Annotated in this window: 16 protein-coding genes; 15 read left to right on the top strand and 1 reads right to left on the bottom strand. The window is 63.7% G+C overall.

Annotated elements, in window-relative coordinates:
- Nucleotides 1-55: 55 nt before the first annotated feature.
- The 14 genes from NKH05_RS17130 to NKH05_RS17065 all read left to right on the top strand — a co-directional run bounded on the left by NKH05_RS17130 (nt 56) and on the right by NKH05_RS17065 (nt 13701).
- Nucleotides 56-1063, top strand: coding sequence for an ABC transporter permease (locus tag NKH05_RS17130; protein WP_352791877.1), 1008 nt, complete (start codon nt 56-58; stop codon nt 1061-1063).
- Entirely contained in the window at nt 1056-1904 is an 849-nt protein-coding gene (locus tag NKH05_RS17125) for an ABC transporter permease (protein ID WP_353025791.1), read from the top strand. Before NKH05_RS17130 ends, NKH05_RS17125 begins: the two co-directional genes overlap by 8 nt.
- On the top strand, nt 1901-2791 hold the full coding sequence (locus tag NKH05_RS17120; protein WP_031193635.1) for an ABC transporter ATP-binding protein: 891 nt from the start codon (nt 1901-1903) through the stop codon (nt 2789-2791). The genes NKH05_RS17125 and NKH05_RS17120 overlap by 4 nt, the downstream gene beginning before the upstream one ends.
- Nucleotides 2784-3614 (top strand): ATP-binding cassette domain-containing protein, encoded by an 831-nt coding sequence (locus NKH05_RS17115; RefSeq protein WP_023717868.1) that lies wholly within the window; start codon nt 2784-2786, stop codon nt 3612-3614. Before NKH05_RS17120 ends, NKH05_RS17115 begins: the two co-directional genes overlap by 8 nt.
- 80 nt (nt 3615-3694) lie before the next feature.
- On the top strand, nt 3695-4294 hold the full coding sequence (locus NKH05_RS17110) for a VOC family protein (protein ID WP_352483281.1): 600 nt from the start codon (nt 3695-3697) through the stop codon (nt 4292-4294).
- A 141-nt stretch (nt 4295-4435) separates the two neighbouring features.
- Nucleotides 4436-6730 (top strand): bifunctional salicylyl-CoA 5-hydroxylase/oxidoreductase, encoded by a 2295-nt coding sequence (locus NKH05_RS17105; RefSeq protein ID WP_352493742.1) that lies wholly within the window; start codon nt 4436-4438, stop codon nt 6728-6730.
- Entirely contained in the window at nt 6727-7500 is a 774-nt protein-coding gene (locus NKH05_RS17100) for an SDR family NAD(P)-dependent oxidoreductase (protein ID WP_023717869.1), read from the top strand. The genes NKH05_RS17105 and NKH05_RS17100 overlap by 4 nt, the downstream gene beginning before the upstream one ends.
- The gene (locus tag NKH05_RS17095; protein ID WP_023717870.1) at nt 7494-7973 is read left to right on the top strand and encodes a MarR family winged helix-turn-helix transcriptional regulator; all 480 of its coding nucleotides are present in this window, start codon (nt 7494-7496) and stop codon (nt 7971-7973) included. The genes NKH05_RS17100 and NKH05_RS17095 overlap by 7 nt, the downstream gene beginning before the upstream one ends.
- Nucleotides 7961-8773: an enoyl-CoA hydratase family protein gene (locus NKH05_RS17090; protein WP_353025790.1), complete on the top strand. Its 813-nt coding sequence runs from the start codon at nt 7961-7963 to the stop codon at nt 8771-8773. Before NKH05_RS17095 ends, NKH05_RS17090 begins: the two co-directional genes overlap by 13 nt.
- 231 nt (nt 8774-9004) lie before the next feature.
- Nucleotides 9005-10153, top strand: coding sequence for an acyl-CoA dehydrogenase family protein (locus NKH05_RS17085; protein WP_353025788.1), 1149 nt, complete (start codon nt 9005-9007; stop codon nt 10151-10153).
- Between the two features lie 75 nt (nt 10154-10228).
- On the top strand, nt 10229-10624 hold the full coding sequence (locus tag NKH05_RS17080; protein WP_352483286.1) for a RidA family protein: 396 nt from the start codon (nt 10229-10231) through the stop codon (nt 10622-10624).
- 178 nt (nt 10625-10802) lie between these two features.
- Nucleotides 10803-11594 carry an ABC transporter substrate-binding protein gene (locus NKH05_RS17075; RefSeq protein WP_023717874.1) on the top strand — a complete coding sequence of 264 codons (792 nt, stop codon included), beginning with the start codon at nt 10803-10805 and terminating at the stop codon, nt 11592-11594.
- 109 nt (nt 11595-11703) lie between these two features.
- Nucleotides 11704-12378, top strand: coding sequence for an amino acid ABC transporter permease (locus tag NKH05_RS17070; RefSeq protein ID WP_023717875.1), 675 nt, complete (start codon nt 11704-11706; stop codon nt 12376-12378).
- A gap of 30 nt (nt 12379-12408) precedes the next feature.
- Nucleotides 12409-13701, top strand: a complete 1293-nt coding sequence (locus NKH05_RS17065) for a cysteine desulfurase-like protein (RefSeq protein WP_352548809.1) — start codon at nt 12409-12411, stop codon at nt 13699-13701.
- Here NKH05_RS17065 and NKH05_RS17060 read toward each other — a convergent pair.
- Nucleotides 13632-14504 (bottom strand): NAD(P)H-dependent oxidoreductase, encoded by an 873-nt coding sequence (locus tag NKH05_RS17060; protein ID WP_352716797.1) that lies wholly within the window; start codon nt 14502-14504, stop codon nt 13632-13634. The two genes, NKH05_RS17065 and NKH05_RS17060, sit on opposite strands and share 70 nt — an antisense overlap.
- 93 nt (nt 14505-14597) lie before the next feature.
- Between NKH05_RS17060 and NKH05_RS17055 the strand changes: the two genes are divergently transcribed.
- Nucleotides 14598-15518 carry a LysR family transcriptional regulator gene (locus tag NKH05_RS17055; RefSeq protein ID WP_353025787.1) on the top strand — a complete coding sequence of 307 codons (921 nt, stop codon included), beginning with the start codon at nt 14598-14600 and terminating at the stop codon, nt 15516-15518.

Below are 15518 nucleotides of genomic sequence, written 5' to 3'. Positions count from 1 at the left end.
AACGCGCGCCGTCTGCAACGACGGCGCGCCTTTTCCGCCAGGCATACAGGCGACCATGCTGCTGCAAAGATTCCTGATCCGTCTTCTGACGATGGCGATCACGCTGTTCGGCGTGGCCGTCGTCGTCTTTATCGTCATCCGCGTCGCCCCCGGCGATCCGATCGCGATGATGCTGCCGCCCGGCGCCACCGATGCCGACATCGCGCGGCTGCGCGCTCTGTACGGGCTGGACAAGACGATCGTCCAGCAATTCTTCATCTGGCTGTCCGGCGTAGTCAGAGGCGATTTCGGCACGTCGATCTCACTGCGGCAGGATGTGCTGGGGCTGGTCTTCAATCGCCTCCCGGCGACGCTGGAGCTCGCCTCCGTCGCGCTTGTGATGGCGGTGGCGATCGGCGGCACGATGGCGATCCTCGGCGCGCGCGAGCGCGGCACCGCGGTCGAGGCCGGCATCGACATTGCCAGTGGTGCGGCGCTCTCAATTCCCGATTTCCTGTGGGGTCTGGTGCTGATCTTGTTGTTCGGCGTGCTGGTGCCGGTGTTCGACATTTCCGGCCGAGTGTCGCCGCAACTCGACCTGCCCTTCGCCACGCAATTCTATCTGTTCGAAAGCATCGTGCGACTGCGCTTCGACCTGACCAGGGACCTGCTGGCACACATGCTGATGCCGGCGATCGCGCTGGCGCTGCCGCTGGCCGCGATCATCTCGCAGCTGCTGAAACAGTCGCTGAAGGAAGTGCTCGACCTCGACTATGTCGTGCTGGCGCGGGTAAAGGGCTTTTCGGAAACGCAGGTCATCCTGCGCGAGGCGTTGAAGAACGCGGCGCTGCCGACGCTCACTCTGGTCGGCGTGCAGTTTACCTTCCTGATCGGCGGCACGGTCATCGTCGAACGGCTGTTTTCCTATGAAGGTCTCGGCAATATGGCGATCGATGCCGTCATCAATCGCGACCTGCCGATGATCCAGGGCATCGTGCTGGTGTTCGCACTGCTGTTCGTGCTGATCAATCTTGCCGTCGACATGATGTATGCGCTGCTCAATCCGAGGCTGCGCCATGGATGAGGCCCGCATTTCGAGACATGGCTCGCGGGCACGCCTGTGGCTGGCCGGCGGCTGGCTGCTGATTGCGCTGCTGGCCGCAATTTTCGCGCCGCTGGTCGCACCGCAGGACCCGCTGGCGCAGGATTTGATGCTGGAGCGCCTGCCGCCGTTCTGGCTGAGCGGTGCCGAGCCCGGCTACTGGCTCGGCACCGACAGCCTCGGCCGCGATCTCCTGTCACGGCTGATCTTCGGTGCGCGCATCGCCTTCATCGTCGCCTTCGCGGCGGCCTTTGCCGCCTGCCTGGTCGGCTCGACGCTCGGCCTGATCGCCGGCTATTTCGGCGGCTGGGCCGACCGCATCATCTCGCGTATCGTCGATGTCTGGATGGCGTTTCCGCCGGTGCTGTTTGCCATCCTTCTGGTCGCTGTGCTCGGCACCGGCTTGAGCTCGGTCATCATCGCCATCGCCGTCATCGACTGGACGCGCTTCTGCCGGGTGATCCGCGCCGAGACCATGGGTCAGTCGCGCATGGACTATGTCGAGAACGCCCGCATCGCCGGCTATGGCCGCATCGGCATCATGCTGCGCGAGGTGCTGCCCAATGTGGTGCCCTCGATCGTGGCACTCCTGTCGCTCGAAATGGGCATCGCCGTCATCGTCGAGGCGATCCTGTCCTTCGTCAATCTGTCGATCTCGACCGACGATCCGACCTGGGGCGGCATTATCGCCGAGGGCCGCCTGTCGATCCATCAGGCCTGGTGGGTGCTGGTGTTCCCGCTGGTCACCCTGATCCTGACGGTGCTGTCGTTCAGCCAGTTCGGCGAAGGTCTCAGGGCACGTTTCGATCCGGTGCTGCGATGAACGCGCCTGCGAAACCCTGCCTGGACATACGCAACCTTAGCGCGGTGCTGCCTAATGGCTTGCGCGTGCTGCGCTCGGTGTCGCTCGCCGTCGAGCCCGGAGAAGTCCGCGCGCTGGTCGGCGAGAGCGGCGCCGGCAAGACAATGATCGGCAAGGCCGTGCTCGGCGTGCTGCCACCGAGCGTGCGCATCGTCGAAGGCAATATGCTGCTCGAAGGCGAGGATCTGGGCCGGCTGGCACCCAAGGCAAGGCGCACCCTGATCGGCGCGCGCACGGCGCTGATCCCGCAAGACCCGCTGACGGCGCTCAATCCGTCACGGCGCATCGGCCCGCAAATGACCGACCGGCTGGTGCGCATCCTCGGCTGGAGCGGTGAGAAGGCCGATGCACGCATCCGCCAATTGCTGGACGAGGTGCAGATCCGCGACCCCGAGCGCGTGCTCAAATGCTATCCGCACGAGCTGTCCGGCGGCATGCGGCAGCGCGTGCTAATCGCCGCGGCGTTTGCAGCCGAACCAAGGCTGATCGTCGCCGACGAGCCGACGACCGCGCTCGACGTGACCGTGCAGAAACAGATCTTGCGGCTGATCGCGCAATTACAGCGCGAGCACGGCACGGCGATCCTGTTCGTTACTCACGATCTCGGTGTGGTTGCCAAGATCAGCCAGAAAGTTTCGGTGCTCTATGCTGGCAAGGTGGTGGAAGAGGCCGATACCGCAGCGCTGTTCGCCGCACCCCAGCACCCTTATACGCTGGCGCTGATGGCGGCGACGCCGCGCTACACCGATCCGTTCGCCTCGCTGAAGCCGGTCGACGACAAGGTGCTGGCCGGGCTGGCCGCGGAGATCGCCGCCGCCGACCAGGCATGGAGGCGACCGCATGGTTGAGCCGCTGTTTTCCGTGCGCGGGTTGAAGGTTGCGTTGCCCGACATGACGCGCAAACCGCTGATCGGCCGGGCGCCGCTGGCCGAGATCCTGAAAGGCCTGGATTTCGACCTGCCAAGGGGATCGGTGACCGGCATCGTCGGCGAATCCGGCTCCGGCAAATCGACGCTCGGCCGTGCCTTGGTGCGCCTGCTGGAGCCCAGTGCCGGCAACGTCATGTTCGACGGCCGCGACATCACACATCTGCCTGAGGCCGAGCTCCGGCCGCTGCGCCGCAATCTGCAGATGATCTTCCAGGATCCGATGTCGTCGCTCAACCCGCGCCGCACCATCTTCAGCATCATTGCAGCACCCCTCAAGCAGAACGGGCTTGGCGACAATCTCAAGGCACGCGTCGCGGAGGCGCTGCAGCGCGTCGGCCTGCCGCAGAGCTTTGCCGGCCGCTACCGTCACGAAGTGTCGGGCGGCCAGCGCCAGCGCGTCGGCATTGCCCGCGCACTGGCGCTGTCGCCGAAATTCGTGCTGGCCGACGAAATCGTCTCCGGCCTCGACGTGTCGACCCAGGCGCAGATCCTGACGTTGCTGGAAAAACTCGCCGCCGAAATGGGCCTGACCGTTGCCTTTATCAGCCACGATCTGTCGGTGATCCGGAGGCTCTGCCGACAAGTGATCGTCATGCGCGAAGGCGCGATCGTCGAAGCCAGCGCGACGGATACTTTGTTCGAGCACCCGCGGCAGGCCTACACGCGCGACCTCCTCGCCGCCATTCCGCTGCCCGAGATCGATGACGCCTGGCTGCTTCCCGCCCCAAAGGCGCCGGCATGAAGCACAATCCTATTCGCACGCCGAAGAGCGGGCCTCGGGCGTGCGCCCGGCAAAATGTCCCGCTATGGAGGATGACTGATATGAAGAATGCGATCCGATATGCGACGCTTGCAGCCACCGTGCTGGGAAGCATCGGCACCGCTTGCGCCAGTTCCATACCCGGCATGCGTGGCCACGACCACACCGGCGTCACCGTCCCCGACATGCAGCAGGCGGTCGATTTCTTCACCGAAGTGGTTGGCTGCAAGAAGGCGATGTCGTTCGGCCCGTTCGCCGACGACAAGGGCACATTCATGCAGGATCTGCTGGGCGTCGATCCCAAGGCGGTGATCGAGGAGATCACCCTGGTCCGCTGCGGACACGGGTCGAACATCGAGCTGTTCAAATACACCGCGCCGGACCAGAAGGACCTGACGCCTCGCAACAGCGACATAGGCGGCTTCCATATCGCCTTCTATGTCGACGACATCGCCGCCGCAAAAGCCTATCTTGACGGCAAGGGCGTCAAGACGCGAATGGGACCGCTGCCGGTTACCGAAGGCCCCGCCGCCGGCCAGGCCATCCTTTACTTCCAGGCCCCTTGGGGCTTGCAGTTGGAAGCGATCAGCTATCCCAATGGCATGGCCTATGAAAAGGATGCAGAAACGGTGCTGTGGAGTCCGAAGAACCCGGAAAAATAGCCCGGGAGTCCCTGGCCTGCGGAGCCGACTGCCGGCAAGGCGAGTTATCCGGGCGGATTGTTTCAATCTTGAAACTTCAAGCTTGAATTAATTTTCCTCAGGCGTAAACTCGACAAACAGAAGCGAAGAGGAGATCGCACGATGAAAGTTGCGGTTCTCGGCGGCGGACCAGCCGGCCTCTACTTTGCCATCTCGATGAAGCTCCGGGATGCGGCGCATGAGGTGACGGTGTTCGAGCGCAACCGTGCCGACGATACGTTCGGCTGGGGCGTCGTGCTGTCGGCCGAAACGCTGGAGAACCTGACCAGGAACGACCCGGTCAGCGCCGTCTGGATCCGCAAGCATTTTGCCTATTGGGACGATATCGCCGTTATCCATGACGGCGTGCGCACGGTCTCGACCGGTCACGGCTTTTGCGGCATCGGCCGCAAGCGGCTGCTCACGCTGCTGCAGCGGCGGGCGCGCGAACTCGGCGTCAAGCTGGTCTTCGAGACCGACATCGCCGATCCCAAGCCATATATGGAGACGCACGATCTGGTCGTCGCCGCCGATGGGCTGAACTCGAAAGCGCGGGGCGCCTTCGTCGACGTGTTCAAGCCCGATATCGATGTCCGCAAATGCAAGTTCGTCTGGCTCGGCACCCGTCAGAAATTCGACGACGCCTTCACCTTCATCTTCGAGAAAACCGAACATGGCTGGGTCTGGGCGCATGCCTACCAGTTCGACAGCGATACCGCGACCTTCATCGTCGAATGCAGCGAGCAGACCTGGCAACGCTTCGGCTTCGGCGCGATGTCTCAGCAGGAATCGATTGCCGTCTGCGAGCGCATCTTTGCCCGCCATCTCGGCGGCCACGCGCTGATGACCAATGCCAATCATATCCGCGGCTCGGCCTGGATCAATTTCCCGCGCGTCTTGTGCGAACGCTGGTCCTACAAGAACCTGGCGCTGATGGGCGACGCGGCGGCGAGCGCGCATTTCTCGATCGGGTCCGGCACCAAGCTGGCGCTGGAAAGCGCGGTGGCGCTGGCCGATTATGTCGAGTCCGAGCCGGACCTCGAGGCAGCCTTCCGCAAATATGAGGACGCCCGCCGCACCGAAGTGCTGAAGCTGCAGTCGGCGGCACGCAATTCGCTCGAATGGTTCGAGGAGGTCGAGCGCTATCTCGGCCTCGATCCGGTGCAGTTCAATTATTCGCTGCTGACACGTTCGCAGCGCATCAGTCACGAGAATTTGCGGCTGCGCGATGCCGAATGGCTGGCCGGCGCCGAGGAATGGTTCCAACGTCAGGCCGGTGCCGGCGGCAACAGTCTGCGTCGCGCGCCGATGTTTGCGCCGTTCCGGCTGCGCGACATGGCGCTGCAGAACCGTATCGTCGTCTCGCCGATGGCGCAGTACAAGGCGGTCGACGGCTGTCCGACCGACTGGCATTTCGCCCACTATGCCGAACGGGCCAAGGGCGGTGCCGCTCTCCTCTACATCGAGATGACCTGTGTCAGCCCGGAAGGCCGCATCACGCCAGGCTGCCCCGGTTTCTATGCGCCCGAGCATGAGGTCGCCTGGAAGCGGCTGGTCGAGTTCGTCCATGCCGAAACCGAAGCCAAAATCTGTGCGCAGATCGGCCATTCCGGCGCCAAGGGATCGACCCGGCTCGGCTGGCAGGGAACCGACGTGCCGCTGACCTCGGGCAATTGGCCCGTCATGGCGGCATCTTCCGTGCCGTGGTCGCCGCAGAACCAGGTGCCGAAGGCGATGGACCGCGCCGACATGGATACGGTGCGCGAGCAGTTCGTCGCTTCGGCCGAGATGGCGGCGCGCTGCGGCTTCGACATGCTCGAAATCCACGCCGCGCACGGCTATCTCCTGTCCTCCTTCATCACACCCTTGACCAACCGGCGCACCGACTCCTATGGCGGCTCGTTGGAAAACCGCATGCGCTATCCCTTGGAAATCTTTCATGCGGTGCGCGCCGTATGGCCGGCTGAAAAGCCGATCTCGATGCGCATCTCCGCCAATGACTGGCTCGGCATCGAGGGCGTGACGCCGGCCGATGCGGTCGAGATCGCGCGGCAGCTGCATGAAGCCGGAGTCGACATCTGCGACGTGTCGGCCGGCCAGACTTCGGCCGTGGCAAGACCGGTCTATGGCCGCATGTTCCAGACGCCATTTTCCGACCGCATCCGCAACGAAGTCGGCATGGCGACCATGGCGGTCGGCAATATCTACGAGCCGGACCATGTCAACTCGATCCTGATGGCCGGCCGCGCCGACCTCGTCGCACTGGCAAGGCCGCATCTTGCCGATCCCTATTGGACGCTGCATGCGGCGGTCACGCTTGGCGATCGCGGCGTCAAATGGCCGGATCCCTATCTGCCCGGCCGCGACCAACTCTACCGGCTGGCCGAGCGCGAAGCGGCGGCGGGGTTGAAAGTATGAGTTCCGCCGCAGCGATTTCAGGGCGACATGCGCTGGTCACCGGCGGCGGCTCCGGCGTCGGCCGGGCGATCGCGCTGGCGCTGGCCGGCGCAGGCATCGATGTGACCATCTGTGGCCGGCGCGTGGAGCCGCTTGCCGAGGTCGCCGCTCAGAACAAGCGCATCTTCGCCATTGCCGCCGACGTCACCGACGAGGCATCGATGGCGTCGCTCTACGAGGACGCGGAAGCGGCACGCGGACCGTTAGACGTCGTCGTTGCCAATGCCGGCATGTCCGGCAGCGCCTCGGCGCAGCGGACCTCGCTGGCAGACTGGCAGCGCACGCTCGACGTCAACTTGACCGGTGTGTTCCTGACGGTGAAGCCGGCGCTGGCCGGCATGGCCGCGCGCAAGACGGGCCGTATCATCTTCATCGCTTCCACCGCCGGACTGAAAGGCTATCCCTATGTTGCAGCTTATGTCGCAGCCAAGCATGGCGTCGTCGGTCTGATGCGGGCACTCGCCGTCGAGACCGCGAAGTCCGGCGTGACCGTAAATGCGGTGTGCCCGGGTTTCGTCGAAACCGAAATGCTGGAAGGCGCCGTTCGGCGCATCGTCGAAACGACCGGCCGCTCGGCCGAGCAGGCGCGGACAAGCCTTGCCGAGACCAACCCGCAAGGCCGCTTCATCCAGCCAGAGGAAATTGCAGCCGCCGTGCTCTATCTGTGTAGCGACGCCGCCGGGTCGATCACCGGACAAACGATTTCGATCTCCGGAGGTGAGACATGGTAGCCGGTCCCCTGCCCGCCCCGTCCGGACCCGGCAAGGACCGCCTGCGGCTGTGGATACGCTTGCTGCGCGCCTCGCGCACCATCGAGGCCGAGCTGCGCGAACGCTTGCGGCAAGAATTCAACACAACGCTGCCACGCTTCGACGTGATGGCCGCGCTCTACAGGGCGCCCGAGGGCATGCTGATGAGCGACCTGTCGCGCTTCCTGCTAGTGTCCAACGGCAATGTCACGGGCATCATCGACCGGCTGGTCTCGGAAGGGCTGGTGATGCGAGCCCGACGCAATGGCGACCGCCGCACCTCGATGGTACGGCTGACGGAAGAGGGATCGAAGACTTTCGGCGTGATCGCCGCCGCGCATGAAAAATGGGTCGGCGAATTGCTGGGCAATGTGAGCGAGGACGAGGCGCGCCGGCTGACCGGCATGCTGACCTCCTTCCGCAGCAATTGGGAGGGACGGGAATGGCAAAGATAGCCGGCCGCAAGCCGAAGCATTTCCTCTGGCAGGTCGAAGGCAAAATCGCAAAGATCCGGCTTGACCGGCCGGAGCGCAAGAACCCGCTGACCTTCGACAGCTATGCCGAATTGCGCGACACTTTTCGCGATCTCGTCTATGCCGACGACGTCGATGCGGTGGTGTTCCTTCCCAATGGCGGCAATTTCTGCTCGGGCGGCGATGTCCACGAAATCATCGGCCCACTGGTCAAGATGGACATGAAGGCGCTGCTCGCCTTCACTCGCATGACCGGCGATTTCGTCAAGGCGATGCTGAATTGCGGCAAGCCGATTATTGCGGCGGTCGACGGCGTGGCGGTCGGCGCCGGCGCGATTATCGCCATGGCCTCCGACATCCGCATCGCCACGCCACAGGCAAAAACGGCTTTCCTGTTCAGCCGCGTCGGCCTTGCCGGCTGCGACATGGGCGCCTGCGCGATCCTGCCGCGCATCATTGGCCAGGGTCGCGCCGCCGAACTGCTCTATACCGGCCGCACGATGAGCGCCGAGGAAGGCGAGCGCTGGGGCTTCTACAATCGGCTGGTCGATGCCGCAACGCTCGAGGCCGACGCGCTCGACATGGCCGCGCGCATCGTTTCCGGCCCAACCTTCGCCCATGGCATGACCAAGACGCAGCTGAACCAGGAGTGGTCGATGGGCTTCGACCAGGCTATCGAAGCGGAAGCGCAGGCGCAGGCGATCTGCATGCAGACCCGCGATTTCGAACGGGCCTACAAGGCTTTCGTCGCCAAGGAGAAGCCGGTGTTCGAGGGGGATTGAGGATGATCGCTTCCATGGGCACGCTGGCAAGACAGCACCCCCCTCTGGCCTGCCGGCCATCTCCCCCTCAAGGGGGGAGATTGGATGTCAGGCCCGCTTTCGCCAATCTCCAACATCGCCGGGAGAGCAGTGGCAGCGAAGCCGCCAATCTCCCCCCTAGAGGGGGAGATGTCCGGCAGGACAGAGGGGGGCGCCGTGGAGCGCCAGGGCCGGAGAACTGTGGAGGCAGAAATGCCTGACCGTTCCTTCCTCACCTGGCCGTTTTTCGAGGACCATCACCGCGAGTTGGCAGAGCGGCTGGAGGCATGGTGCGCCAAGAACCTGCCGGTCGCGCATGACGATGTCGACGCAGCCTGCCGCGAGCTGGTGGCCAAGCTCGGCCGGGATGGCTGGCTGAAACCGACAGCGCTCGACACCGAAAACCCTGCAGCACTCGACGTGCGCACATTGTGCCTCACGCGCGAAACGCTGGCCAGGCATGACGGGCTGGCCGATTTCGCCTTCGCCATGCAAGGGCTCGGCACCGGCGCGCTCAGCCTGTTCGGCACGCCAGACCAGCAGCACTGGCTGGGGAAGACACGGGCCGGCAAGGCGATTTCGGCTTTCGCACTGTCGGAGGCGCGTTCGGGCTCGGACGTTGCCAATATGGAAATGACGGCCACGCGTGACGGCGATAGCTATATCCTATCCGGCGAAAAAACCTGGATCTCCAACGGCGGTATCGCTGACTTTTATGTTGTCTTTGTCCGTACTGGCGAAGCGCCCGGTGCCAAGGGGCTTTCGGCGTTCATCGTGCCGACCGAGACAAAGGGCCTGACCATCGCCGAGCGGCTGGAGGTGATCGCGCCGCACCCGCTCGCCCGGCTGTCTTTCGACAATGCCCGCGTTCCAGCCTCGGCGCTGATCGGCAAACCCGGTGATGGTTTTCGCATCGCCATGTCGGTGCTCGACGTGTTCCGTTCGACGGTCGGGGCAGCTGCGCTCGGCTTTGCCCGGCGCGCGCTGGACGAAAGCATCAAAAGAGTGGCCGAGCGCAGGCTGTTCGGTGCAGCGATGGCCGAGCTGCAGATGGTGCAGGGCCACATCGCCGAGATGGCGCTGGATGTCGATGCCGCCGCCTTGTTGGTCTACCGCGCCGCCTGGACCAAGGACATGGGCGCGGCTCGGGTTACCCGCGAAGCCGCCATGGCCAAGCTGTTCGCTACCGACAAGGCGCAGGAGGTGATCGACAGGGCTGTGCAGCTGCATGGCGGCGACGGCGTCCGCAGGGGCCATATCGTCGAAAGACTGTATCGCGAGATCCGGGCACTGCGCATCTACGAGGGAGCGTCGGACGTGCAGAAGGTGGTGATTGCACGGCAAGTGATGGGAGCGGCCTGAGACCGGAGTTTGGGTGGAAGAATTGATTGTCTTTGAGTTTTGAGCGACCGGATTTGAGCATTGGGAGGCTTTGATATGCACACCATCCTGCAGCCGGAAGGCTGGGCGAAACCCGTCGGCTACGCCAATGGCGTCGCCGCGCGTGGGCAGCTTGTCTTCGTCGGCGGGCAGGTCGGCTGGAACGGGCAGGGCCGCTTCGAGACCGACGATCTTGTCGGCCAGGTGAAGCAGACGCTGGCCAATATTGTCGCCGTGCTCGCCGAGGCCGGCGCCAAGCCGCAGCATATCACCTCGATGACCTGGTACTTTACCGACAAGGCGGAATATTTGGCCAATCTCAAGGGGATCGGCGAGGTCTATCGCGAGGTGATCGGCCGGCATTTTCCGGCGATGGCCGCCATGCAGGTGATGGCGTTGGTCGAGGATCGCGCCAAGGTTGAGATCCAGGCCACGGCGGTTATTCCGGACTGATGGCAACACGCGGCAATTTTTTAAGCTTAAAACTTTCGCCTTGAAAAGCGCGGTACTTTGGATAGCATCCGATGTCTTACGACTGCCGTGCCGGGAGGGCTTTCCGGCAGTCCGGTTACTTGGCGTATCAAAACCGTGCGGGGCCAAACCCGTCCGATCACAACCAGAGGGAACGAAAATGAACTTCACCCGTCGCAACCTGCTTCTTGTTGCTGCCGCCATCGGCATCGCCGGCGGCCCGGCCTATGCCGAAGGCACGCTGAATGTCGGCGCCTATCCGACCAATCCGCCTTTTGAATACAAGAACGAGAGCGGTACATTCGAGGGTTTCGAAGTCGACATCATCAACGAAGCGGCAAAGCGTATCGGCATGACCACTGACATCGCCGACCTCGGTTTCCAGGCGCTGTTCGCCGCCACCACCTCGAAGCGCATCGACGTCGCCATTTCGTCGATCACCATCACGCCGGAGCGGCTGAAGTCGCAGTCGTTCACGCAACCCTACTATGATTCCGACATGGGCATCGCCGCGAAGGCCGATAGCCCAATCAAGGCCGAGGCCGACCTCAAGGGCAAGATCGTCGGCGTGCTGTCCGGCTCGACCGGCGAAACCTGGGTCAAGGCGCACCAGGAAGCGGACGGGTTCAGTGACGTCAAGGGCTACGACACGCAGCAGAATTTGCTGCTCGATCTCAGCTCCGGCCGCGTCGATGCGGCGGTCAGCGATATTCCGGGCCTGGAATATTCTTTCACCAGGATGAAGGATCTCGCCGTAAAAGAGCGCATCAAGACCGGCGAGCAGTACGGCCTGATGATGACCAAGGACCACCCGTTGCTCGGCAAGCTGAACGACGCGCTGACCGCGATGAAGACGGATGGCACGCTGGCCGCGATCCACAAGAAATGGTTCGGCAGCGACGCACCGGCCGATTCCTCGACCGTCAAGGAAATGCCTATGCCGAAGGCCTGAGCGGCAGTTCGCGCTTAAATGTCGTGCCGGCTTTCGATGCCGGCACGATTTCGGATTTCGGGCTCGGGCTCGAGCGTCGCGGGACGCCAAACGTTTCGGGAATGCTGCGATGTCGCTGCTGGACACCTTCTTCAACGCCGACGTCATGATCTCCAGCCTGCCGGCACTGCTGCGCGGCTTCCTGAACACGCTGCTGCTCGGAATCATGAGCATCGGCATCGGTATTCCCGTCGGCCTCGCGATCAGCCTGGTGCGGCTCTATGCGCCAAAGCCGCTTCGGCTGCTGGCTGTCGGCTACATCGACATTTTCCGGGCGATGCCGGTGCTGGTCGTGCTGATCCTGATCTACTATGCGCTGCCGTTTCTCGGCATACGCCTGTCGTCTTGGACTTCCGCGGTGATGGCGTTCGCCATCATCATGGCGGCCTATTCGGCCGAGGTGTTCCGCTCCGGCATAGAAAGCATTCCGCGCGGCCAGTTCGAGGCGGCGCAGGCGCTCGGCCTGCCGTTCTTGCTGACCTTGCGCAAGGTAGTGCTGCCGCAGGCGATCCGCGTCGTCATTCCACCGATGACCAGCAACTGCGTTTCGATGTTCAAGGACACCTCGCTCGCCTCCACCGTGGCGCTGCCCGAACTGCTGAAGGAAGCGACCAACGCGCAATCGCTCTATGCCAACCCCTCACCGCTGATTGGCGCCGCGCTGGTCTATCTCATCTTTCTCTGGCCGATGGTCCGTCTCGTCAGCCTCCTTGAACGCCGATTTCAAACCGAAAAGACCCGCTGAATCTGTCAGCGCACTTCGCAGGAGACGACCTTGAACCAGCATCAGATTTCGAAAACGGGCGATGCCGCAGCTTTCCCGGTCGAGACGATCCGCGCCATGTTTCCCGCCTTGCAGCAGGCCGGCGACTTCATCTTCATGGACAATGCCGCCGGCGCGCAGATCCCGCAAAGTGTGCTCGACGCGGTCACCAACCATTTGGTCGCGCATAATGTGCAGCGCGGCGGCCGCTACGGCCGCAGCGTCACCGTCGATCAAGCCGTCGCCGGCGCGCGCGAAAGCGTGGCCTTGCTGATCAACGCCACCAACCCGGCGGAGATCTGTTTCGGCATGAACGCCACTTCGTTCATCCGCCTGGTCAGCCTCGGCATCGGCCAGATGCTTTCTGAGCGACCAAACGGGGAGCGTGACGAGATCGTCATCACCGACATGGATCACGATGCCAATATCGCGACGTGGCTGGCGCTGGCACCCGCCGGCGCCAAGTTCAAATGGTGGCGGATGCGCGAGGACGGCAATCTGCATGTCGACGATTTGCGCCCGCTGGTCTCCGAGCGCACCCGCCTCGTGGCCTGCACGGTGACGGCGCATTCGATCGGCTCGATCGTCGACGTTGCTTCAGTGGCTGGGATCGCGCATGCGGCAGGCGCCGAAGTGTTCCTCGACTGCGTGCATTACGGCCCGCACGGGCTGATCGATGTGCAGGCATGGGACTGCGACTATCTGGTCTGCTCCGGCTACAAGAATTTCTCGCCGCATATGGGCTTCCTGTGGGGCCGCTTCGAAACGCTGAAGCGTCTGCCGACCTTCCGCGAGGACTTCATTCCCGACGAGCCGCCCTACAAGATCGAGGCCGGCACCTTCATCTACGAGAACGTCTCCGGCATGGATGCCGCGGTGCGCTATCTCGAATCGATCGGCCGCAATTTCGCTCCAGCCAATAACCGATCGCGCCGCGACAACATCGTCGCCGGTATGAATGCCATTCGCGATTACGAGCAGGTGCTGGCGCGCGAAATGCTGGCGGTGCTCAAAGATTGCGGCGCGATGATCTACGGCGTGGCCGAAGAGGCACGCCTCCGCGAGCGCGTGCCGACCTTCTGCTTCAACATCGGCACGCTGTCGCCGCAGAGGATCGTCGAGGAGATGGCCGAGATGCAGATCGGCATTCGCGACGGCCACATGTATGCGCCGCGCCTGATGAAGCGGCTCAACCTCAGCATGGACAGCGGCGCCGTCCGCGCCTCGCTGGTGCATTACAATACGATCGAGGAAGTCCGGCGCTTCGGCGAGGCGCTTCGCACCATCATTGCCCGGCTGTCCTGATCGGGCTGGCCGGCGGCGCCGGCGCGATCCTCGTGAAGGGCGAAGGCGGTCGCACCCGGGTTTTCCAAGCCGGGGCGCAACTGCATGCTTGGGATCAGGTAATCGCCGCCATTCTGCTGCCGATAAGGAATGGGCTGGATTGTCTCGAGCGTCCGCATCCTTTCGCGCAGTCGCTCCGCGACAGGCTCGAAATCGGCCTCCCCGAAACGGTCCACCCTGTAGACCACGAACGGCGGAAGCACGTCGTAGCCCGGATAGTATAGAATCCCGTGGTTGATCGGGAACAGCAGGTCGTCGATCGGGCCGTTGACGCCGCGGGCGGAATAATGCTCCTCCCAGCCGCCGGTGGTAACGATTAGCATCGCGCGCTTGCCGGCGAGCGTTCCCTCGCCAAAGCGGTCACCCCACCTCTTATCGCTGTGCTCGCCGACGCCATAGGCGAAGCCGTAGGCATACACCCGATCGACCCAGCCCTTGAGGATCGCCGGCATGGCGTACCACCACAGGGGAAACTGGAGGATCAGGGTGTCGGCCCATAGCAGCTTGTCGATCTCCGCTTTGACGTCATCGGTCAGAGTGCCGCTCGCAAAAGCTTTTTTGGAGGCGCCGGCCGGCAGGAAGCGTGCTTCGGGCGGCCACGACGGAAAGTCGGCACGGTCCACCTCGGATTTCCAGCCATCGGCATAGAGGTCAGACACCCGCACCTCGTGGCCTTGGGTCTCGAGCTCCCTGATGGCGACGTCACGCAGTGCGCCGTTGAGCGAATTCGGTTCAGGATGAGCAAAAACAAGCAGGACTTTCATGGGTCTACTCCGAAGAAGGACGATAGACACCAAAGGTAGCCAGCCGTCGGCTAATCCACTATATGTCGGAAATGTATAAGATAATGCCGAATAATGGATAAATCGGAGGTCACCCTCGAGCGCATGCGCACCTTCGTTCGCGTCGCCGAGCGCGGCAGCCTCTCGGCGGTGGCGCGCGAGCTCGGAGTTGGTCAGTCGACGGTCACGCGGCATCTGCGGGAGCTCGAGGAGGCCGTCGGCGTGCCCTTGCTCAGCAGGACCACCCGGCGTGTCACGATGACCGATGAAGGCAGCCGTTACTATGCCGACAGCGTCCAGATCCTGCGCCTCGTTGAGCAGGCCGGCGATGAGGCGCGAGGCACGCGCGGCGCATCGGCTGGCACGATCCGGATATCCTGCACGGCGGCGCTCGGCGTCTTGCACGTCAGCCGGCTGATCTTCGCCTTTCAGGACCGTTATCCCGACATCGGCATCGATCTCAGCCTAACCGACGAGCGCATCGACCTTGTGCGGGAGGGCGTCGACATCGCGCTTCGCCTCGGTCCGCTCACCGACAGCTCGATGAAGCTGCGGGCGCTCGGTCAGTCCCGGCGTCTGCTGGTGGCGGCGCCGGCCTATCTGGCGGCCCGGGGCAGACCGGCTGTCCCGCAGGATCTGCCTGGCCATGAAGGCATTCGGATGTCGAACATCGCGGGAAGCGACACGCTCGCCCTGCAGGGGCCGGGCGGCGAGCGCTTTGCGGTGCCCTTTGGCGGCCGATTTCGGGTCGACCATGGGCTTGCTGCGCGCAAAGCCCTTGTCGCCGGACGCGGTATCGCACCCGCCCACCACTGGCTTGTCGACGATCTTCTGGCGGCCGGCCGGCTGGAAATTATCCTGCCGGGCTATTTTCCGCCTCCCGTCCCGCTGAGCATGCTGATCGTTCCGGAGCGTGCGGGCATTGCCCGGGTGCGGCTGCTGGTCGACTTTCTCGCCGAGCAGATCTCCGGCATTCCGGGGATCGAGAAGCGGTAG

The organism is Mesorhizobium sp. M1399, assembly GCF_040317735.1.
Lineage (GTDB): Bacteria > Pseudomonadota > Alphaproteobacteria > Rhizobiales > Rhizobiaceae > Mesorhizobium.
Note: the sequence above shows the minus strand (reverse complement) of the source record. Positions and strands in the feature narration are given on the sequence as shown.